General features: G+C 42.9%; 18 protein-coding genes. 4 read left to right on the top strand and 14 right to left on the bottom strand.

The genetic code is table 11. From position 1 onward, the window contains the following. The first annotated feature begins 116 nt into the window (after positions 1–116). On the top strand, positions 117–1,457 hold the full coding sequence (locus AT15_RS07140; RefSeq protein WP_068347890.1) for a TldD/PmbA family protein: 1,341 nt from the start codon (positions 117–119) through the stop codon (positions 1,455–1,457). An 11-nt stretch (positions 1,458–1,468) separates the two neighbouring features. Then, positions 1,469–2,704 (top strand): metallopeptidase TldD-related protein, encoded by a 1,236-nt coding sequence (locus AT15_RS07145; RefSeq protein ID WP_068347892.1) that lies wholly within the window; start codon positions 1,469–1,471, stop codon positions 2,702–2,704. Between the two features lie 7 nt (positions 2,705–2,711). Here the strand turns inward: AT15_RS07145 and AT15_RS07150 are convergent, their stop codons facing one another. The 6 genes from AT15_RS07150 to AT15_RS07175 all read right to left on the bottom strand — a co-directional run bounded on the left by AT15_RS07150 (position 2,712) and on the right by AT15_RS07175 (position 8,717). Then, positions 2,712–3,005, bottom strand: a complete 294-nt coding sequence (locus AT15_RS07150; protein WP_161484661.1) for an ArsR/SmtB family transcription factor — start codon at positions 3,003–3,005, stop codon at positions 2,712–2,714. A gap of 27 nt (positions 3,006–3,032) precedes the next feature. Then, positions 3,033–3,929 (bottom strand): carbohydrate kinase family protein, encoded by an 897-nt coding sequence (locus AT15_RS07155; RefSeq protein ID WP_068347894.1) that lies wholly within the window; start codon positions 3,927–3,929, stop codon positions 3,033–3,035. A 14-nt stretch (positions 3,930–3,943) separates the two neighbouring features. After that, positions 3,944–4,987, bottom strand: a complete 1,044-nt coding sequence (locus tag AT15_RS07160; protein WP_068347895.1) for an L-threonylcarbamoyladenylate synthase — start codon at positions 4,985–4,987, stop codon at positions 3,944–3,946. Continuing rightward, on the bottom strand, positions 4,984–6,735 hold the full coding sequence (locus tag AT15_RS07165) for an acyl-CoA dehydratase activase (protein ID WP_068347898.1): 1,752 nt from the start codon (positions 6,733–6,735) through the stop codon (positions 4,984–4,986). Before AT15_RS07165 ends, AT15_RS07160 begins: the two co-directional genes overlap by 4 nt. Continuing rightward, on the bottom strand, positions 6,732–7,994 hold the full coding sequence (locus tag AT15_RS07170) for a 2-hydroxyacyl-CoA dehydratase subunit D (protein ID WP_068347900.1): 1,263 nt from the start codon (positions 7,992–7,994) through the stop codon (positions 6,732–6,734). Before AT15_RS07170 ends, AT15_RS07165 begins: the two co-directional genes overlap by 4 nt. Positions 7,995–8,087: 93 nt before the next feature. Beyond that, positions 8,088–8,717 (bottom strand): hypothetical protein, encoded by a 630-nt coding sequence (locus AT15_RS07175; RefSeq protein ID WP_068347902.1) that lies wholly within the window; start codon positions 8,715–8,717, stop codon positions 8,088–8,090. Between the two features lie 131 nt (positions 8,718–8,848). Here AT15_RS07175 and AT15_RS07180 point away from each other — a divergent pair, with 131 nt between their 5' ends. Continuing rightward, entirely contained in the window at positions 8,849–9,841 is a 993-nt protein-coding gene (locus AT15_RS07180; RefSeq protein ID WP_068347904.1) for a phospholipase C/P1 nuclease family protein, read from the top strand. Positions 9,842–9,874: 33 nt separating this feature from the next. Here the strand turns inward: AT15_RS07180 and AT15_RS07185 are convergent, their stop codons facing one another. The 8 genes from AT15_RS07185 to AT15_RS07220 all read right to left on the bottom strand — a co-directional run bounded on the left by AT15_RS07185 (position 9,875) and on the right by AT15_RS07220 (position 19,774). After that, complete coding sequence (locus tag AT15_RS07185; RefSeq protein ID WP_068347905.1) at positions 9,875–12,241, bottom strand: Lon protease family protein; 2,367 nt, start codon at positions 12,239–12,241, stop codon at positions 9,875–9,877. Between the two features lie 39 nt (positions 12,242–12,280). Further along, the gene (locus tag AT15_RS07190) at positions 12,281–13,582 is read right to left on the bottom strand and encodes a sensor histidine kinase (RefSeq protein ID WP_068347907.1); all 1,302 of its coding nucleotides are present in this window, start codon (positions 13,580–13,582) and stop codon (positions 12,281–12,283) included. After that, entirely contained in the window at positions 13,569–14,261 is a 693-nt protein-coding gene (locus AT15_RS07195; protein ID WP_068347908.1) for a response regulator transcription factor, read from the bottom strand. Before AT15_RS07195 ends, AT15_RS07190 begins: the two co-directional genes overlap by 14 nt. Then, positions 14,258–14,869, bottom strand: coding sequence for a hypothetical protein (locus AT15_RS07200; protein WP_153019724.1), 612 nt, complete (start codon positions 14,867–14,869; stop codon positions 14,258–14,260). The genes AT15_RS07195 and AT15_RS07200 overlap by 4 nt, the downstream gene beginning before the upstream one ends. A gap of 44 nt (positions 14,870–14,913) precedes the next feature. Continuing rightward, a complete protein-coding gene (locus AT15_RS07205; RefSeq protein ID WP_068347910.1) occupies positions 14,914–15,735 on the bottom strand; it encodes a DUF4382 domain-containing protein in 822 nt (273 codons plus the stop codon). Between the two features lie 57 nt (positions 15,736–15,792). Continuing rightward, a complete protein-coding gene (locus AT15_RS07210; RefSeq protein ID WP_068347911.1) occupies positions 15,793–17,019 on the bottom strand; it encodes an L-cysteine desulfidase family protein in 1,227 nt (408 codons plus the stop codon). Between the two features lie 28 nt (positions 17,020–17,047). Beyond that, complete coding sequence (locus AT15_RS07215) at positions 17,048–17,683, bottom strand: DUF4230 domain-containing protein (protein ID WP_068347912.1); 636 nt, start codon at positions 17,681–17,683, stop codon at positions 17,048–17,050. 66 nt (positions 17,684–17,749) lie between these two features. Continuing rightward, positions 17,750–19,774: a urocanate hydratase gene (locus AT15_RS07220; RefSeq protein ID WP_068347913.1), complete on the bottom strand. Its 2,025-nt coding sequence runs from the start codon at positions 19,772–19,774 to the stop codon at positions 17,750–17,752. 237 nt (positions 19,775–20,011) lie between these two features. Here AT15_RS07220 and AT15_RS07225 point away from each other — a divergent pair, with 237 nt between their 5' ends. Beyond that, positions 20,012–20,368, top strand: a complete 357-nt coding sequence (locus tag AT15_RS07225) for a BAR domain-containing protein (RefSeq protein ID WP_068347915.1) — start codon at positions 20,012–20,014, stop codon at positions 20,366–20,368. Positions 20,369–20,476: the final 108 nt, after the last annotated feature.

Here is a 20,476-nt window from a genome sequence, read left to right on the forward strand (position 1 = left end):
TTCAAAGTGCATAACTTGAGCCCTAGGAGGCCTGATGGCCTCCATTTTTCTATATTCCCGTGCATAATCCTGGAACTGGATAACCGTAAAAATATTTTGCGAAAAGGAGGGGGAAAATGTTTAAATTTCCTGAAGGTCTTTACACAGATGTGAGAATTGAAGATGTGTTTCAGACTTCAATACAGATTACAATGGGAAAACTTGACGACGTGAAAGAAAAATCCTACAAAGCTGCCTTTATACGCCTGTATGATGGTAAGCGCTGGTATTATTCTTCTACGAGCGATGTGGACAGCATTCAGAAAGAAATAGAAGCCCTCGCTTCAATAGCTTGTAAGAATGAGAACATCAAGGAAGACCCCATTTTTCAGAGATTTGAAGTTCATAAAAGTGAATTTCTAAAATTCACGGGAAAAGATTCAGTAAAAGAGTGCGCCTTGAATGAGAAAATGGAGCTCTTGAAAAATTATTCTCCGATAATAGCATCTTCTGAGTACGTCAAACTATGGAGGGCGAATTACATAGATCTTCATGTCAAAAAGAGCTTTCACTCCAGCAAAGGCTCAAATATCGTCTTTGATACCCAAAGAGTGGGAATGAGAATAAGTTACGAGCTTTCAGACGGAGATAGAAAGTTTGCTGACAGGTTTGATCGTGGGTCGAACTATTTTTCTCAGCTGAAAGGACTGGAAGAAGAGATCAAGTCGAGGTTCGGCAAATCCATTCATTTCTTAAAGGAGGCGGCCGAAATAAAACCCGGTAAATACACCGTGGTGCTTTCACCAGAAGCAGCGGGTGTCTTTGCCCATGAAAGCTTTGGCCATAAAAGCGAATCAGATTTCATGATCGGTGACAAGAGTATGGAAGAGGAATGGAAAATCGGGAAAAAAGTCGGTAGTGAAATCCTCTCCATAGTTGATGATGGAAGCATAATGGGGACTGGATATACTCCCTTTGATGACGAGGGCACAAAAGCAAAAGAAACATACCTGATAAAGAAAGGGGTTCTTTCAGGCAGGCTTCACAGCGCTAAAACGGCAGCTGCCCTTGGTGAAGGCTTAACGGGAAACGCAAGAGCATTGAACTTTGAGTTTGAACCCATTGTGCGCATGACTACCACGTTCATAAAAGGCGGAGATAAAACTTTCGAAGAGCTAATTTCAGATATAAAGGAAGGGATCTTCGTAGAAACCTTGAAACATGGCTCCGGGATGTCCACTTTCACGCTGGCGCCATCAATGGCATATATGATAAGGGATGGAAAAATAGCAGAACCTGTAAAAATCTCCGTTGTTACCGGAAATGTCTTTGAAACTCTGAATGAGATTGAAGGGTTGACAAAAGACGTGAAGATATTGGAGTTTGCTCTGGGAGGGTGTGGAAAATTTGAACAATTCCCCCTTCCCGTTGGATTTGGCGGCCCATACGTGCGTGTTAAAAGTCTAAACGTAAGATAGGGGGGAGATTGATGATAAAAGAGAAGTATACCGAAAAAACCTCTCAAATTGCCCTTAATATCGAAAACAGCAAGGTTGAATCGGTGAGAAGAAAGGACATAACCAAAACCGCAATAAGAGTCTATTCGGAAAACAAAATGGGTGTTGCAGGCGGCCTTGGTAAAGTTGATGAAGAGGAGCTTGCGGAAAAGGCCATCAAAGCGCTGGATTTTGACATTCACTATCCTGTTGAACCCACCTCCGATCTGGAGATGAATATCGTATATCATGCGGATTTCAGCGATAGCGATGAATTCGTAAATGAGATAGAAGAACTCCTTCTGGAAATATCAAAGGAGCAACCAGATTTTATTTTTAGCAACAAAGCTACTCTAACAACCACGGAAAACTCCCTTAATAACAACCTGGGGTTAAATCTTTTTCACAGGGGCACTTCGATAAACGTTGGGTTAATATTCAAGCGCAAGGGCTCTGGAAATATCTTTGACGGCTTTGTAGGTTACAATGGTTTGAAATATGACAGGAAAGAATTTTTGAATTTAACCAATGAAATTTGTGAAGCCTTTAAGAACAACATAGAGGAATTCAAGCCGGGAAGATACCCCGTGGTTTTTTTGCAGTCTGATTCCATATATCTGATGAAGCTCTACAGAGATCTGCACGGTCTGATTTTCGCTACTGGTGGGTCCTTGCTTTCCGGAAAAATAGGCCAGAAGCTGTTTAGTGAAAATTTCACTTTATACCAGACGCGTAACCATGCTGACGGCTTTTATGGCCCTTTCTTCGACCTTGAGGGCGTGGTAACCCCGGAATTCCGTTATCCATTAATTGAGAATGGGATCCTGCGTTCGCCCTACACAAACAAGAAAACGGCGAAACTGTTCAACCTTCCACATACTGGTGCTGCTGGTGGTGAATATGATTCGGTTCCGGATGTGGCAGCTTATCCTATGAGTCTGAAAGAATCCGATAAAACTCTTGAGGAACTCCTCGATGGCAGAAAGGGAATTTTCGTTCTTGTGGCGAGCGGCGGCGACTTTACGCCAGATGGTAAATTCGCTACTCCCGTGCAACTGCCTTTTCTGTTCGATGGCAAGAAATTCATCGGGAAGTTACCAGAGCTGAACATATCTTCAAATCTCTTTGACATGTTCGGGAAAGATTTCATCGGAGTTGGTAAGAACAATCTAACCCCTCTGGGACCATCCAGGGCGGTCATAATGGAAATGGACGTTTCGAAGATTTAAAAAGGGCTTACAGCCCTTTTTGTTTTTTGGCAATCTTTGTCGCAAGAGAGATTAGCTCAAGCACCTCGGGGCTGCTGATTTCCAGTTCGACAAGCACCCCTTTTTTTCTTTGGAGCAATAATCCTGCACGAACTAACGCTTTTATGTGCCTTGAAAGAGTTGTTTTATCAAGAGGAAATAGTGGTTCAAGCTGGCAGAGGCAATTGGCTTTTCCGGCAGCTATGGTTTTGAGAATTTCGATCCTCCACTCACAGCCCAAAGCTTTGAAAATATCAACAAGCCAATTGTTCAGTTTGTCCAAAGTGGCCACTTCCTTTTCAAATATTTATTAAATCCTGTTCTTAATCGCCTTTACATCTTCTGAAGTTGCAAGCGCTCCATAGCGTTTAACCACCATAGAAGCAAGGAGCTTTCCCGTTTCTATGGCTTCCAGGAAAGGCTTTCCCTTTAGCACGCTTGCAATTACCGCCGCGTTAAAGGCATCACCGGCGCCTGTCCCATCAACTGCGGCCTCTTTTTTCACGGCGATTTCCTTAATACTACCATTCTTTATGTAAATTATGGGATCGTCCCCATTGGTTACCACAATATTGCCCTGAGTATGATTTTTTAGAAATTCTATCACTTCTTCTATGCTCAATGCTGGAAAAAGAAGGCTCAGATCATCACGGGAGGGCTTGCAATAATCAGCCTTGATCATAAGCTCTACGACAATTTTCCTCAGTTCATCTGGCTTTATATCCCCTTCAAGGCTTCTCATGTTAAGATCAAAAGAGCAAAAAATCCTTTCCCTTTTTGCAACATCAAAGGCCTTCAAAATCGCATCTCTAGATTTGCTGTAATTCAAGGAAAAAGCGCTCGTATGAAAGATGCTCGATGACTTTAATATGCTCTCGTGTTTGCTGCCAAAGTTCAATACGAGTTTTTCCCTATTCTTAATTCTGAAAACCGGGTTTCCATTCCCATCAAGGGTTACTTCAGCATATAGAGTTTTTTCAGATGGGTTGTGATATAGCGTCGAAAATCCTGAATCCATAAGGGTATTCATCAAAAAGTTTCCTTCATCATCCCGGGCAAGCGATGTTTGAAAAGCTACCTCAATCCCCATTAAATACAAATCCATCATGGTATTGAAGACCGAGCCGCCAGCCAGCCATCTTTCTTCGCCGTTCACTGTATATATCTTGTCAACAAGAATTTCTCCCATTCCAAATACAGAAGGCATTTGTTTCACCTCTTTTAATCAGTATTGATTACCTTCCAGGCAGCTTTTCTAAGCCGGTTCATTATTGCAAGGCCGATTCCCTTTTCTGGAAAAGCTTCGGATATCAACAAATCGAAGCCTTTGCCCGGCAACTCTCTCAGAGTGCTGAAAAGATTGGTCGCAACAATATACAGATCTTCGCGCGAACCCAGTACGATTTTCTCGAATCCCTTTCCATAAAGCATTTCAGTCTCTTTAGAGCAAAGTATAGCGGTTTTTCTATTGCTTTGCAAAGCGATTTCCTTTATTTTCTTGAAAGAATCAAAAGGATTGCCTTCAACGAGAATGAGTTCTACATCGGGGGAATAATGCCTGTATTTCATCCCGGGCGACAAAGCTGGGCCATCATATTTTGCACGAGCCCTGGCAGCTTCTGAAACCACGAGATCGGGGAGTAACTCTTTTAACCTCTCCGGGGATACAGGACCTGGTCTTAACAACCTGGGCTTCTTTCTTGTCATATCTATTATCGTCGATTCAAGCCCAAATAAAGTTTTGCCGCCCTGAATGATGCACTCAACCCTGCTGTCAAGGTCTTCAACTACGTGCCATTCCTCCGTCGGGCTTGGTTTTCCGGATAGATTAGCGCTTGGGGCGGCAATGGGAACACCCGAGCTTTCAATCAGCTTTATTGCTATGGGATGAGCAGGAAAGCGGAGGCCTACAGTTTGCATCATTGCGGTTACAATCGAGGGAACCACACTGCTTTTATGAAAAATGAGCGTTACAGGCCCCGGCCACAAGCGGTGCGCAATTTCAAAAGCGTCTATATTTTCCACCACAAGGCTTTGCGCCATTTCAAGTGATGAAACATGCACGATCAATGGATTATCCTCCGGCCTTCCCTTGGCAATGTAAATTTTTTTAACCGCATAAGGGTCCAGGGCGTTAGCCCCCAGCCCGTATACGGTTTCAGTTGGAAAAGCAACAAGCTTTCCGCTTTTTATGTATTCAGCAGCTTGCTTGATTTTGTCCATTTCTGGGGATTCCGGAGATATTTTCAGTTTCAGCGTTTTCATCTTATCACCTTTTCCATTGCCATTATCGCTGCTCCATAAGCCCCTACTATATCGGGTACATCGGGAATAAGGAAATTAATTCCCAGCTCTTCTTGAAGTGCTTTCACAATGCCGCTGTTTCTGGCGACTCCACCCGTGAAAACCACAGGAGGCTCCCCTTTCACTCTTTTGTACATTGCAGCGATACGCTTAGAAATTGACCTGAAAAGACCAGCAGATATATCGTCTATGGATTCGCCTTTACCAATAAGGGAAACCACTTCAGATTCAGCGAAGACTGTACACATTGAACTGATAGACAGATTTTTTCGGGCTTTCTCAGCGGCATCAGCCATGGCATCAAGGTCTTTTTCAAGAACGCGCGCCATCACTTCAAGAAAACGCCCTGTGCCTGCTGCGCATTTATCATTCATGCTGAAATCAACCACATTTCCCTTTTCATCTAAGCGTATTGCTTTGCTATCCTGTCCTCCAATATCAATGATGCACTTTGCTTCCGGGAAAAACCTTTTTGCCCCCCTGGCGTGACATGTGATTTCGGTTATGGTTTCATTGGCGAAATCTACGATGCTTCGCCCGTAGCCGGTGGCAACACAGTAAGCAATGTCATCATCCGAAAAGTTCATTTCCCTTTGAGCTTCCTTCAAAAGCTTACTGGCAGTAGCACTGCCATTTATACCTGTGGGGGCGATTTTCCACAGGAGTATTTCACCTTTATCGTTTGTTATAACGAGATTTGTCGTTGTAGAGCCGGAATCCACACCAATGAAATACCTGCCCGCAGTTTTTGAGACAGATACCCTGGATATCCCTTTTTTAATCCTTTCAACGAAAGCCCCTATCCTGGTGGATAATTGCCCTAATGAAGCCAGGGGATAATCTATTTCCAGCGATAACGATGGTAGCTCTTCCGGAAGGGGGTAATCGTCGAAAAAGTCGCAAAATTTTTGGTTTAGCCTTAGCACGCCATCGACTTTTAGAGACTGGAAAATTTTCCGCAATATCGAGGTGTCGCTGCCATCTATAAAGCGGCCACAGGGAATACGCCGCTGGATCAGACGTGTAGCTATCTCATCGATCGGGTCAGCTGTTGGGAATGACTCTCCGGTAAATCCTCTCATTCCAGCGCATGTCTCGTTGAAAACAATCTCCGCACCAATACTGCCTACCATTTTCAAAAACTCCTCATCTTTCATCAGCCCCCCTGCAACCGCAAGGCGCGGACCGTTTTTTGCAACTTTTTTATCCAAAGGTTGATACTTTTGCCCTGAATTTGCTAAATCAATAGCCTTTTGGATTTCGGTATATGCAATACCCTTGTTGTGCAGCGACCACAAATGTTTTTTCAGATCATTGAAACTCTTTATGCCTTCTTTCAATTCTCTTATTGTAATTGTTTTCCCCCTGACCAAGGATAACATATCAACTAAGCCTTCGAGTTGATTTCTATAAAAAATTCTGGACGCATCATCACGTTTCCAGGGGAGCCTTAACTGGAGAATTTGGGCTTTTGAATAGCTTTGTGCCAGATCGTTTATCCTCCGCATAGCATCACAGGAATCAACAGCTATGAAGAGGTCATCACTATTCATGTCTTTAACCGCCTCGAAAGTTGCCTTGCAATAACCGCACAGATTCCTGTGCACCAGAGGATCTTCCGAATAATCTGCCCTTTCTATCTTCATAAACGATAGCCCGCTGGCAAATAATATCTCCAGTGGGACATAGCTGCAGGCGTAATAAATCACTCTCCCACCCCCAGAATTTCAAGAAAAGCATTTACCCTTGTCTTCAACTGACCAGCGCTTTCGGAGTTGTGATCCACGCAATCTCCTGTCAACTCCAAAAAGGGGATGTTTTCCTTATTGAATACGCGTTTTAAATAACCCGCGCCTCCACTTGATTGACGGCATCCCCAGTGTGAAAAGTGAACAGCACCTGAGACACTCAGTTCCCGGGCGAGCTTTATCAAAAAATTCCCGCGTTCTTGAACGCTTCCAGCTTCTATATTGAACACCAGTTTTTCTGCAAGAGACTTTATGGGGTCTTCCGGTTTCACAGGATACAACCAATCCCACCACAGCTCATCTGTAACAACCCAGATTTTCCCTGAGGGTGAAAATATTTCAAAGAGTTCATTGTCATAATAAGGCGGGATATGAAGCCAGAGCAACTTTAATTCCGGGGAAGCCTTTGAGTTCCTGAGGTCTTCAATTAATTCCTGGGAAGCTGTCAAAAGTTCCCTGCTTCCAGCAAGGGTGTGCATTACATAGAGAGCGTTCATCTGTTCGTATAGATGCATGGGAATTGATTTTGAGCTAAGGAGTTCTCTGGCTTTGTTGAGGTTTTCTACTGTTTTTCTCTCCCATTCCAGGTGTTCTTCTAATTTATCGAAGGGGTATCTTTTTCCTGTAATTTCTTCTATTGCTCGTATCAGCTCGTAAAGCTGTTTTTCCACATAAGGCACGTACTCTTTTTTTCTTCCCCTTGGCACATCTATCAGAAAAAAGGGTGTGCCAAAAGATTTGGCTATCTTATGAAAGCTTCCCGCATTTCCATCGCACAAAATGGTTGTTGTAACTACAATATCCGGTTTCGGGAATACCTTCCACAAAGCGGTGCCTATGGAAGTTCTATGAAAAGTGCACAAACTGCTTGAAATGCCATTGCTGGAAGCAAGGTTCAAAGGGAGGTCTTCGAGATGCATCGATGACATCGTTCCGCTTATTCCCTCCGCAGATACGGGATTAATTCCAGCAGCAATGAGCAGTTCAGAAGGTGCAAGAAGGTTAACCCAGGCTACGTTAAAACCACTTAAAGCCCTGAAAACTTCCAGAACTGCAAGGTAATTTATTGAATTTATGAAGTCAGGTCTTTTTCTATCGGGGAATTTCTTTCTCCTGAGGGTTTCCAGCCCCATACCGGCTTTAAGTATTCTCCTGAACCTTTCGGGATTGCCCTTGAACCTCCTGAGAATATTACCAAAGGCTATACTTTTTTTTGACATTCAATACCCCCTATTTGGCTACTGCGCTCAAACAAAATTATCACATTTATGGTTTAATTTGTGAAGCAGCAAGGAAGAAATGAAGCGATGAAGTTATTTTCTCACGAGGAAAAAAGCCTTCCCGGCTTTGACGCTGTACTTCATCAGATGAAATTCGCTAAGCCGTATAAGGTTTTTCACCGAATTGAGGGTTGGTATGAATCTGTACTTCTCATTTATTATTCTTTCCCCTTCTAAAACGGGATATTTCTTTGAAAGCTCTTTTAGAGCGGCAGTTGACGCAGAATGACTGTCTTCAATTTCAAGTGCAATAAGACCTTTTCCGCCAATCCTTAAAGCCAGATGTGCTTTATGGAGGATTTCCAGATTCGTATCTGGGGGAAGGTAATTGGGTACATATAAAAGCAAGAAACCGCCAAAAATACCTATAAAAGATATTTCGTTAAAAGGCATATGCAAGACTTTTATACCTCTATCAGAAAGCTTTATTGATTTACATTTGTTTCCTGAAATCCCTATGACTTTAATGCCGCATTCGCGCAAATATTTCCAGAAGGAACAACCTGAGCAATCAAAATCGAGTATCATAGCGTTGTCATCAAGAGCGGCTGCGAAGTGAATTAAGTAGTCTTTCAAGGTTTCATCGTAAAATAGCTTCGAATATGCTTTTGCCATGGGGCCGGGTGGATCTTCAAGGTATTGTTTTCTCCAGCTAGAATTCATGTGATCACCTCAATCCATTTTATTATTCTGAATTGATAGTTACAATGAATGGGAAGAGTCTGAAGAGAAATCATTTTGAATTGTTTCATAATAAATGCTAAAATAAGATTTCAAGAAGGAGGGGAGGTCATATGAAGAAGTTGCTAACTATTTTAGTGTTGTTTTTTGCTCTTACTGCTTTTGCCTGGTCGGGGCACGATGCCCTTACCTATTACATCGTTTCTTCCATGCCTGATATAGCTGACATTAGAGTTCCTATTACACCTTACACATATGAAAATATCGATAACCGCATTTATAATATGGAAAAGGCAAATTTCAGCGATTACCTTGGTCAGAGATACAATCCCTGGGAAGATGACGATGTCTTCATTTCAGTATTTCCGAATCCATTACCAGTAGATAATATTGCTCCTCTGTGGCAAATATTTTCTGTGTATTCTTATGAACCTGACCTTGGCATGGACCAGGATCTCGAATTGAATTCCAGTCAAAAGCTAACTGGCGGAAGCCAGGGTTGGCGGCACATGGAATATCGATTGCTCTTCATGAGATTTGGCGAAGTTTCAAAGAGCGTCGAGTATTTTTCGGACCTTTCAACAGAAGTGTGGGATATGAACGACCCTTATTGGGCTTACAGATTTATGGCGCGGGCAATTCACTATCTTGAAGATATAGGGATGCCCTATCATACATTCCCCGCTCCTACCTGCGAACTCTTCAAGCTGATTTTCAATTTCGATAAGTGGTACGTTGTCTTTGCGAATTATCATTACGCTTACGACTTTTATGGCGGGTACAGGCTCTGGACAGGTTATGAACCCCTTGTTAAAGCCATAAAAGAAGCAGAACCTGTTAAGATCAAAAATCCGCGTAAAGATGCACTGAAGCTCAGAAGATATGCCCGTGGTAAACTGTCCAGAGTATACTATGAAATGAAAGAACTCATGGGAGACGATCTCGAAAGTGGAAACACAGACCTTGCCACAAAGGAATACTTTGACGAGCTGGTAGCCACAAAAGACACCTCAAAACTCGATGAGCTAACCATTGAATTGCTTTCGAAGGTAGCTTCATATGTAAAGGGCTACATACTGTACATGAGGGAAATTCAAGGGTGGTAGAAATAAGTTTCTTAGAGCCGCCTTATGGCGGCCCTATTTTTTCTTCCTTTTTTCTTCGGAGGCAGAGAGAGAAATCTTGTAAAAATGCTCAAGTTTATCACAAACGACTCTATTAAAGGTCGCCACAGGATAGTGTCCGGTTTTGTCCACAACACCCGCTTTCTTGCCTGAAAGCAGTTCCAGAGCTTCATCCACACTTTCAACAGCCCAGATATGGAACAGCCCTTTTTTGACTGCTGCCGTTACCTCGTCGGATAGTACCAGGTTATCCAGATTGCTCTGTGGAATAATTACCCCCTGTTCCCCGTTGAGTCCCTTTATTTCGCACAAACGGAAAAAACCTTCTATTTTTTGCGGGATACCGCCAACAGGTTGCACACGACCGCTCTGATTAATTGAGCCGGTTACCGCAATGCTTTGTTTCAAGGGGATTCCAGAAATCGCTGATAAAAGAGCCGCTACCTCGGCAACTGAAGCGCTATCACCCTCAACCATACTGTAAACCTGCTCAAAGGACACAAAAGCATTAAGGCTGAGGGGATGATGCTGGGCATATCTTGCGTGAAGATAACCCTGAACGATCAGCGATGCTTTTGTATGGATTTTGCCACTGAGACCTGCTTCACGTTGAATGTCCACAATCCCCTCATTGCCCGGGCTTACTTTAGCGGTTATTTTTACGGGAATTCCAAAGCTCAAATCTTCGGTTTCGATTACGGTCAACCCATTAACCTCACCAACAGCTTTTCCGCTCGTTTCAACATACAGAATAGAGTTCCTGAACTCTTCCTCGATTTTGTCTTTATACAAGGAAACACGCTTTCTCATGCCATTCCACGCTTCTTCTATGTGCTTTCCACTTACGATGGGTGCTCCTTTGATTTTTGCAAGTTCAGAACTCTCTTCAAGCAGCTGCTTCAACGTGCCAAATCTTATTGAGAGCTTTTTTCTATTTCCTGATAACAAAATAGCCTTTTTTATTATCTCTTTAAGAGCGGTTCGATCAAAGTCCAGCAGCGTGCTCTCAGAAGCTATTGAATGGACAAAGCGGCAGAATTTCTTTGCTGATTCTGAATTAAAGTCCATTTCCCAGTCGAACTCCGCTTTTATCTTGAAAAGTTTCTTAAAGTCCGGGTCATAAGCGGTGAGAAGCTGGTAAATCCAGGGTTCGCCAATGAGTATCACCTTAAAATCAATTGGTATAGGCTCGGGTTTCAATGAAACGGTAGAAACCAATCCAAGACGATGTTCCAGGTTTTCTATTCTCAAATTTCCGTCAAAAAGAACCCGCTTTAGCGTGTTCCATACATATGGTTCGCTCAGAACGTTCTTTGCATCGAGAATAAGATAACCTCCATTTGCACGATGTACAGCACCAGCCCGGATCATGGTGTGATCCGTGTCAAGCATACCCATTTTGGCCACATATTCAATCCTTCCGAAGAGGTTAGAATAGGTGGCGTTCATTTCCTCGACTATTGGTCTGCCGGTGCTCTTTGAATTGTCAACAAAGAGGTTCACCGCATAGCGCTTTTTGAAGAAAATCATCGCATCGGAGTTTTCGTTGAAAAAATAAGCAAGATTATCCAGAATATCCTTTTTGAGCCTTTCGAGAAAATCTACAACTTCTTTGTTCGTCCTGTATTTTTTCTTTAGCTCTGAAAGATGGCCCTCTATGGCAAAAGTGGCTACCTGCCTGTTCAGTTCTTTCAGCTTGTCGCCATAATCCCTTTCCAGTTTTCGCAATTCGAGAATATATGAATTAACCAGCTCTCTCACTTTCTCGCCGTGTTTCTCAATTTCTCTGCGGTATTCTTCAGGTAGAGCGTCATATACTTCCTGTGTAAGGGGTTTTTCATTCCACAGAGGGATTGTTGCTACACCTGCTTGATTTATCTGAACGAGGTACTGCTCTTCACGAGCCCTGTCGACAAGCTCTTTCAACAGGCTGTTTTTGCGTTCGTTATTTTCCGTCTGGAGGGCATTCACCTTTTTCTGGTAATCATCACTCTGAAAGGCCTCTTTTACAGAAGTAACCATTATTTCGACAAAATTTTCGAGATCCTTTTTCAGCTTTCCACCCAGGCCGGCCGGGGTGGAAATCACATTGGGGGAACGGGGATCGTTGAAATTATATACATACAGCCAATCCTTTGAAGTACTGCCATCCTTTATTTTGCCAGCCAGAAATTTTCTCACAAAGGTTCTGCGCCCGGTATTGGTCAATCCAGAGACAAAAATGTTAAAGCCCAATTTGTTCATTCTGATACCTATTTCAAGAGCTTCAAGCGCCCTTTCCTGACCAATAAACTCCTCTAATTCTGGTAAACTGCTGGCTCTGTCGATTGAACGAGGCAAGTTGATGTTCAGTTTGAGCTCTTGCCAGGATATTTTTTTCATAAAATCACCCCGTTTAAATGATAGCGCAATAGAAGGTCATTACAAAGTCATCGGAAGAATAATGCTAAAAACATTGTTTCCATCCTGGTGGTCGTAACGAATCAATCCATTATGAAGCCGGACAATCTTTGAACTTATATATAAACCGAGGCCTATTCCAGGGTTTTGTTTATCTGCAGTTGCAAATTTACTGAAGATTTGGCCTCTCAGTTCTTCTGGTATGGGCTTCCCGGGGTTGAAAACGAGTACTTCTATATTGCTTCCTGAACACTTGAGCTCTATCTTAACGGTTTTGCTGGTGGTGTTTTTGCACGCGTTATCAATGAGGCAAGAAATTGCGGATTCGAGCAACATTTCATTTCCTGAAAGGGTTACCATAGGCTCAAAATCAAGTTGAAAGTCCAGCTCCTTGTAGATAGTCATGTATTTCTCAGCAACCTTAGCTACCAGATCAGAGAGGTCGATCTTTTCCAGGGTGTGTTTTCCCCTTTCAAGCTTGGAAATATAAAGCAATGCGTTTGACAGTTCTATTACCCTGTTCAATTCTTCTATGCTATCGGCTATGCTTTTCTTGAAATCAGAAGGCTCCTTTGCTTTGAGTAAAGCCACTTCGAGAGAGGATTTCGCTACAGCCAGAGGAGTTCTCAATTCGTGCGCTATATTGAGTGAAATTGTTTCTATTTCACTGATAAGCTCTTCAATTTTGTCGAGAGATATGTTAACCGCTTTTTCCAGCTCTGATATTTCTATACCAGTTTTTTTAACATCAATTCTTTTGTCCAGAATTCCCTTTTTGCTTATTTCCTGCAATGTTTTACCTATTTTGCCAACAGGATCGAGAAGCTTTCCGGTAATCCTTTCCCCGAAGAACCAGATGAGAAAAATAACTGCACCTGTCCCTGTGTATAGAAATGTGAAAAAGAATTTAAAAAATCTAGATTCTGAGGAGACATTTTGTGCGATGATAAATGTGACAGTATCGCTCTCTATTTTGGAACTGCTTATGTATACCCTGTATTCCCCTGTATCTTCAAAACCTTCTGGTTTCTTCTGGAGTTCTGAGAAAGCACCAGGTGATAAATGAAAACTGCTCACCAGCTTTCCGTTTTTATAAATCTCAAAAGCCATTTTATCACTGCCAGGCAAGCTAAAAAAGGCATTTGCGGGAATTCTCTGAGTATAGATTCTGTACAAATCATTGTAAAAGGCGATTATTCCTGCGTCTATCTCGCTTTTTTTCCAGCGGTACACATAAAATACCAGAAGGAAAATGAGTGCAAGAATGAGGGGAACATAGGTTGCCAGATACAGCAGGTTGATTTTTCTTTTAACGCTCAGCATAATCTTCACCATCAAGCCTTTTAAGGCGATACCCTATTCTCGCCACGGTTTCTATAAACACATCATAACCGAAGGGCTTCAGCTTATTTCGCAAATAGAGGATATAAACATCAACGATATTGCTTTTTGGCTCATAATGGCTTTCCCAAACTTTATTTATTATCTGCTCGCGGCTAAAGACAACGCCAGGAAAGCGCACAAAGAGCTCCATTATTCCGAACTCCCTGGCACTTAGTTTTATAGGTTTATCCTCAATGTGTACTTCCCGCTTTTTAAGATCCATTACCAGGCCTTTATAAGTCAAAACTTCCCTTTTCAAAGGCTGCTGTCTCCGTATAAGGGCTTCAACGCGAGCAAGCAATTCTCTGAAATCAAAGGGCTTGGGAAGATAATCATCCGCTCCAACAGAAAAACCTTTCAGCTTGTTTTCGATATCACCCAATGCTGTCAGCATCAATATAGGAGTTGCTTTCTCCTGTCTCAGGGCGGCACAGAATTCAAAACCCGATAGATCTGGAAGGAGAATATCGAGTATTATAGCATCATAGTCAACAACCTGTGCGAGTTCAAGCCCATCTTCCCCGGTGAAGGCAAGATCTACGAAGTAATTATGGGTTTCAAATCCCGCTTTAATGTTCTCTGCTAATTTCCTGTTGTCTTCTACGACAAGGAGCTTCATTTCTTATTGCCCTCTTTGTTATTTTTAGGTGGTTTATCCGGCTTCCCCGGTGAAGGGGGTTCGGGCTTCTCTGGATGTTCTTTCTTTTCTTTGGTAGCGAGTCTCTCCCTAACCTCTTTTAGTTTTGTCGCGCGGTTTTCCTTTTTAAGAATTGCTGGTGTTACCGGATCAACGCTTACTATTGAATCCCCCACAAATATTTGCCATCTAAGCTGGTTGTTGACCTCTTCGAGAAATATCGCCTGGAGTTCCTCCGTTTCCGTAAGGAAAACAAGTGCGAGGGCATCTGTGATAGAAACCTTTGGCTTCCCGGAAAAGGCTTCTGTTAGAGTTTCAGAAGCAACAAGAGTAAGTGTTGAACCATCGAGGGTTATGGAAGCGTCTTCTGTTATCACGTGCCAGTTTCTTTCGCCATCTGAATATATAGCGTAAATGTATTTTGCGTTTTTTTCGCTTAGCGTTAGAATCACGTCGAGTATACTTGTTTCGGGCACTATTCCCGGTTGAACTGATTCTATTATTTCATATGTTTTTTCAATATCAAGGCCTACATTTGCTAACAGGACGCATGACGAAAATAATGCCATCGCCAAAAATATGTACTTCATAAAATCACCCCAGAAGAGGGGGGAATCCCCCCTCGACATCGATATCACTCAAGATCGATGGTAATATAATCTGCCGGGACGGTTACCGCCAATGTAGCCACAGGCGTAAGATCATCTATATCGAAATCAGTACCGTCATCTGTGTAGTAATCATCATAAAGCTTCAATATATAATCTCCTGCTTCCACTTTCGGGAACCTGAATTCCCCATTTTCCCATTTTGGGTTTTCACGGTGCGTGAATGTCGTCAATACGTCTTCATCATCGTAATCATCGCTTTCGGGGAACAGCGCAACAAGCATGGGTGTTGCGTGAGGCGTGACTTCTCCTTCAACATCATAAAGTTCTCCATGACGCATATTTATAACAGGTGTCATGTGCAAATTCCCCACATTGTCAGGATCCCACTGCCCCTGAACTTTGAGGGATTTGGAAAGGTCAAAGTCGAGAATCAGTGTAGCCTCTTCTGAAAAGTCAAGTGGCTCCTTAAAATTGTACTTGAAAGTGCCAGAGCTTACCTTAACAGGGTATTCTTTCCCTCTAACTGTTGCTGTGGCATCTCCAACATCAAAGCGCAACTGGTCATATACTCCTGTTCCATCAACAGTTGCAAGCATTATCTCGGTTCCGACAAGATCGAGAATGTTTACAACAGTGCTTTCATCCGTAACAACAACCGATGCCTCATCAGATATTAGTATCACCGCATCAATCTGAACATCGAGACGTTCCAGATCATCTATGTTTGCTACCGCGTCAGTGAGGAACACACTAATGCTTCCACTTCTGTTGAAGGGAAAAAGGAAACAGCCTGAAAAGACAAAAGCCACCAAAATAACGAGCAGCCACAAAAGATTTTTTTTCATAAACTCACCTCCCTAACGCAACACTAACAGGGAGGGATTAAAATGAAATTAGAGTCACTATTTTGCTATGAGGTTTATTATGACATTTTCTATATCAGGCATCCCCGCTGTGCTTACTGTCTTTATGTTTTCGAGGGTTTCCTCGATGGAGGCCCCGACCAATCCCTGGTTGTTCTTTACTCCCCTGCCTTCAAGGGCGAGGAGGGCGGAGCTGAATGCCAGGCTTCCGCTGAAACCCACTTTGAAAGCGCAGCTTTCCTTTGCGCCATCACACAACATGCCAGTAGCACCCGCAAGTACTGTCTGAGCTGCATTGATAATCTGTTCTTTTGAACCTCCCAGAAGGTAGGTAATTCCAGCTGCCGCTGCAGGAGCAGCTGCATTAGCCGCACCGCAAGTTGGGGTTAACCGCCCAAGCTTTGCCTTGATGAAGCCAACGAATAAGTGGGATAGAATAAGAGCCTTTGAAACCTTTTCACGACTTGCTCTTATCTTCTCTCCAACAAGTCCCACAGGAATTGCAGTGGCGATCCCCTGATTTCCACTGCCGCCTGTGCTCATGATGGGCTTTTTTACCCCGGACATACGGGCACCTGAAGCTTCAATGCAGTAACGCCTGATCTTAGATTCGATGGAGTTCTCGGCTCCCAGGCATTTATAGTCTCTTCTATTCATTGCAAATTCTGCCATTTCCTTGTTTATTTCATAGCTTTTGTAAGCCTTTTTTAATTCAACGGGTGATGCGGTTTCAGTTAGCTTAAAAATCTCGTTGATACTTTCAGGGGCTTTGATAGCAGGCTCTATGAAAACATCCTTTTTGAAAATAACTTTGCCGTCAAATCCTATCTCTGTTATCATATCGTGGTATCCTTCTATTATGCAATACCCCTTGTGCGAACTGTTTTTGGCATGCGCTTCAAGATAAACCCCTTCTTTATCGGTGATACAGGTAACTTTTACCTTACCATTTCTTATGAGTTCTTTCGCTCTTTCTGAATATGCCGGTGAGCAGTCCTTCAAAGCCTCAAGCCCGTATTTTGATTTACCGCAGAGAAGCGAAAGGGCTGCCGCCAGTTGGTTTCCTCTTTCTCCATCAAGCCCGGGAATGCCCACATACATTCCGTTCTTGAACACATTTGTGCTGACCTTGACTTCCACTTCGAGATCAGTCACTTCATCGAAAAGCTCTTTGACCTTTGCCACAGCAAGGGCTACTGCCGCTGGTTCAGTGCAACCAAGAGCTGGGACGACTTCTTGATCGAGAAATTTTTGTAAATAAGACATATATTCCTCCTTGTATCAAAAGCAAATATCAAGATTTGCTTTCTATCTTTAATGGGCTTACGCGTTCATCGAGAGAGGCTTCCTGGAAATATATTACCACCTCGTCAAAGCCCATACCGAGTAACAGGCCCCGGAAGAAATTCTGAGCGCTGTCTTTTGCCACATCAATAAGCCCGGTTTTTGTTGATTCTTCTATGACTTTTTTCCTTATATCATCGGCGTTGTCTTTGAGAAAGCTCAACATATCTTTCTTTCCAAAAAGGCGCACAAGCATCCCGCTTTCATTTATAACTTTCAATTCTGAAAACTGTTCCAGCAGGACTGTGATTTCCAGATAAGGCAAGGGAAGCTTGAGTTTGATGCGCCTGATACCGTTGGTTTCGTTCACTTCAAGGTTCTCATCAGAAAGCTCCGAGAGGTTCATAATTCCGCGAACAGTAACCGGGATTATCATTGTGTATTTCCCCGCTAAACCTGGGAGTATGCTCCTCTTTTCTGTTTCGTAAATTTGAGTTATCGTCAGCTTGGCTGTGCTGAGTTCTGGTATACGTTCTATCCTGCTGATTATGGAAGCGCTTCGAATCACTACTTTGCGAGTTACCCGGTAAAGCAAGAAAAGAAGAAATACCAAAGCTGCTCCCAACGCTACAATTGCTATTTCCATAATGTTCCCACCACCTTAAATAACCTCTTGAGAAAATGCTAAAGCCCGTGAACCCCGGCTTTATGATTATTGATCTAACTTGTCCACGAGACCATCAATAAGCTTATCATCAGCGATAAAGGGCAGGGTAATATGGTCTTCGCCGAAGTTCTTTTTGTTGTATTCAATAGCGGTTTCTATTGAGTGTTCATTTCTTGCCCAGGCACGTCTGGAAACACCGCTCATGACATCCCAGGCTATTGCGGTTTTTATTACCTCGTCCACACGCCGGCTGCCATCAAGCACGAGCCCAAAGCCACCATTTATAGCTTTTCCAATGCCCACGCCACCGCCGTTATGGAGGGCAACAAGGGTCATGCCCCGTGCGGCATTCCCGGCAAAGCAATGGGTTGCCATATCAGCCATGATATTGCTTCCGTCTTTGATGTTTGATGTTTCCCTATATGGTGAATCTGTTCCGCCTGTATCATGATGGTCCCTGCCTATCATTACAGGGCCGATTTCTCCTCTTCTTACCATTTCGTTGAATTTCAGGGCTATGCGCATCCTGCCTTCAGCATCCGAATAGAGTATTCTCGCCTGAGTGCCAACGACAAGATTGTTCTTTTCGGCATCTCTGATCCAGATGTAATTATCCCTATCCTGACCGCGCCTTTTGGGGTCGATGCAGTGCATCGCGGCTTTATCGGTTTTAATGAGATCTTCATGCCTTCCACTAAGGCAAACCCACCTGAAGGGACCATAACCGTAATCGAAGAGCATAGGTCCCATAATATCCTCAACATATGATGGGAAGATAAAGCCTTCGCTTGTATCCACGCCATTTTTTGCAATTTCCCTTGCACCGGCGTCAAAAACCGCCTTCATGAAGCTGTTTCCATAATCAAAGAAATACGTGCCGCGATCCACAAGCGTTTTAACGAGTTCGAAGTGCTTTCTCAATGATCTGTCAACCAATTCTCTGAACTTTTCCTTGTCCTTGCTCAGAAGTTCTGTGCGCTCTTCAAAGGTAACACCCTGGGGACAATAACCGCCATCATACGGAGCGTGGCAGGAAGTCTGATCTGAGAGAAGATCTATGTGGATCTTATGATCAACTGCATATTGCAAAAGATCCACTACGTTCCCGTAATAGCCTATGGAAATGCTCTTGCCGTTTTTAAGATGCTCCTGTGCAAGCCTGAAAGCCTCTTCAAGGTTATCGGTAGATGTATCGAGCCATCCTTGATCCAGCCTTGTCCTTATTCTTGAGTAATCCACTTCAGCGATTATACCAACGCCATTTGCGATTGTTATTGCCTTAGCCTGAGCACCGCTCATACCGCCGAGACCAGAAGAGACAAAGAGGAAACCTTTCAAGTCACCGTGTTCCGGAACGCCAAGTTTCAGGCGTCCGGCGTTCAATATGGTATTGAATGTTCCGTGCACAATCCCCTGAGGACCAATATACATCCATCCGCCCGCAGTCATTTGCCCGTAATTTGCCACTCCCAGAGCCTGAGCCTTAATCCAATTTTCCTGATTGTCAAACATTCCAACCATCAAGGCGTTGGTGATGATGACGCGGGGAGCGTGGCGCGAGGATTTGAAAAGCCCCAGAGGGTGTCCTGACATCATCACGAGGGTTTGCTCTTCGGTCATTATCTCAAGATATTTCTTTGTTAGCTGATACTGCATCCAGTTCTGGAAAACCTGCCCTGTTTCTCCATATGTAACCAGCTCATATGGGTATAAAGCAACGTCAAAATCAAGATTGTTATCAATCATGACCTGTAAGGCTCTTCCTTCAAGGGTTTTTCCTTTGTATTCGTCGATGGGCTTTCCCTTTATAGCTCCCTTTGGCCTGAAACGATAACCATAAATCCTTCCTCTGGTGAGTAGTTCATTCAGGAATTCAGGTGCGAGCTTTTCATGAAGTTCTTCCGGAACATACCTCAGAGCATTTTTTAAGGCAAGCTTTATCTCCCGTTTGCTAAGTGTAAGTTCGCGTTTAGGCGCTCTTCTGATACCCGGAAGGAATTCAGGATCAGGTGGAAGTACCGGGTCGAGCTTAACAGTTAATGCCTGTGAGATTTCCATATTGTTTAACATGAGCAACTCCCCCATTTCATCATATTCATGAGTATCTACTAATAAGAATTTTATCACTTAAATCAATAAGTATAAAAAATACACTGTGCTGAAAAGCAAAGAGCATGTGCAATTACATGGATTTAGCTCCTTTTTGCAGGATTTAAGGAAAACTTAACCTCTTTCCTTTGGAATTATGTCGAATATATGATAATATTGTTTTAGTCATAAGCATTAAACATATGAGGAGGTGCAATTATGAAATCCAAAATTTTGTTTACAACATTGTTAGTGGCTTTTCTGTTTATTGGCCAGATGGCATTTTCTGCAACAACCAGTGATGTTAATAATGTTGTCGAAAGAGCCAACAGTGTTATAGAATCTCTTGTTAATAGCGCTATTTATGCAGTATCAAGGTTAGACGAAAACTCTGAAAACTATGATGAAGTTGTTCAAGCCATTGGTGAGGCTCTGGTAAGGGCAACATCCAGAATTTCCGAAGCGGTAATTAAGTACGCAGAAAAGCAAGGTGTTACAGTTGTTTGCTATGACGTTGAAGTTGTACTTGGAGATCAAACATTTATAATTGACCCCCTTAGAGTAATTGATGATTGACTAATTTGAAAATTGTAAAACCCCGCGACAGCGGGGTTTTGTTTTATAATCGTTTCATTCTTTAGAAAACAAAAAAAGAAATCATGGTATTATGTTAAACAGAATAAG

Origin of the sequence: Kosmotoga arenicorallina S304 (assembly GCF_001636545.1) — a bacterium.
Classification (GTDB): domain Bacteria; phylum Thermotogota; class Thermotogae; order Petrotogales; family Kosmotogaceae; genus Kosmotoga_B; species Kosmotoga_B arenicorallina.

Excerpts from the sequence above, each read along its gene's own strand:
- AT15_RS07200 (WP_153019724.1), bottom strand. The coding sequence starts at position 14,869 with ATGAAGTACATATTTTTGGCGATGGCATTATTTTCGTCATGCGTCCTG.
- AT15_RS07180 (WP_068347904.1), top strand. The coding sequence starts at position 8,849 with ATGAAGAAGTTGCTAACTATTTTAGTGTTGTTTTTTGCTCTTACTGCT.
- AT15_RS07175 (WP_068347902.1), bottom strand. The coding sequence starts at position 8,717 with ATGAATTCTAGCTGGAGAAAACAATACCTTGAAGATCCACCCGGCCCC.
- AT15_RS07195 (WP_068347908.1), bottom strand. The coding sequence starts at position 14,261 with ATGAAGCTCCTTGTCGTAGAAGACAACAGGAAATTAGCAGAGAACATT.
- AT15_RS07225 (WP_068347915.1), top strand. The coding sequence starts at position 20,012 with ATGAAATCCAAAATTTTGTTTACAACATTGTTAGTGGCTTTTCTGTTT.
- AT15_RS07145 (WP_068347892.1), top strand. The coding sequence starts at position 1,469 with ATGATAAAAGAGAAGTATACCGAAAAAACCTCTCAAATTGCCCTTAAT.
- AT15_RS07205 (WP_068347910.1), bottom strand. The coding sequence starts at position 15,735 with ATGAAAAAAAATCTTTTGTGGCTGCTCGTTATTTTGGTGGCTTTTGTC.
- AT15_RS07140 (WP_068347890.1), top strand. The coding sequence starts at position 117 with ATGTTTAAATTTCCTGAAGGTCTTTACACAGATGTGAGAATTGAAGAT.
- AT15_RS07210 (WP_068347911.1), bottom strand. The coding sequence starts at position 17,019 with ATGTCTTATTTACAAAAATTTCTCGATCAAGAAGTCGTCCCAGCTCTT.
- AT15_RS07220 (WP_068347913.1), bottom strand. The coding sequence starts at position 19,774 with ATGTTAAACAATATGGAAATCTCACAGGCATTAACTGTTAAGCTCGAC.
- AT15_RS07185 (WP_068347905.1), bottom strand. The coding sequence starts at position 12,241 with ATGAAAAAAATATCCTGGCAAGAGCTCAAACTGAACATCAACTTGCCT.
- AT15_RS07215 (WP_068347912.1), bottom strand. The coding sequence starts at position 17,683 with ATGGAAATAGCAATTGTAGCGTTGGGAGCAGCTTTGGTATTTCTTCTT.
- AT15_RS07155 (WP_068347894.1), bottom strand. The coding sequence starts at position 3,929 with ATGCCTTCTGTATTTGGAATGGGAGAAATTCTTGTTGACAAGATATAT.
- AT15_RS07190 (WP_068347907.1), bottom strand. The coding sequence starts at position 13,582 with ATGCTGAGCGTTAAAAGAAAAATCAACCTGCTGTATCTGGCAACCTAT.
- AT15_RS07160 (WP_068347895.1), bottom strand. The coding sequence starts at position 4,987 with ATGAAAACGCTGAAACTGAAAATATCTCCGGAATCCCCAGAAATGGAC.
- AT15_RS07170 (WP_068347900.1), bottom strand. The coding sequence starts at position 7,994 with ATGTCAAAAAAAAGTATAGCCTTTGGTAATATTCTCAGGAGGTTCAAG.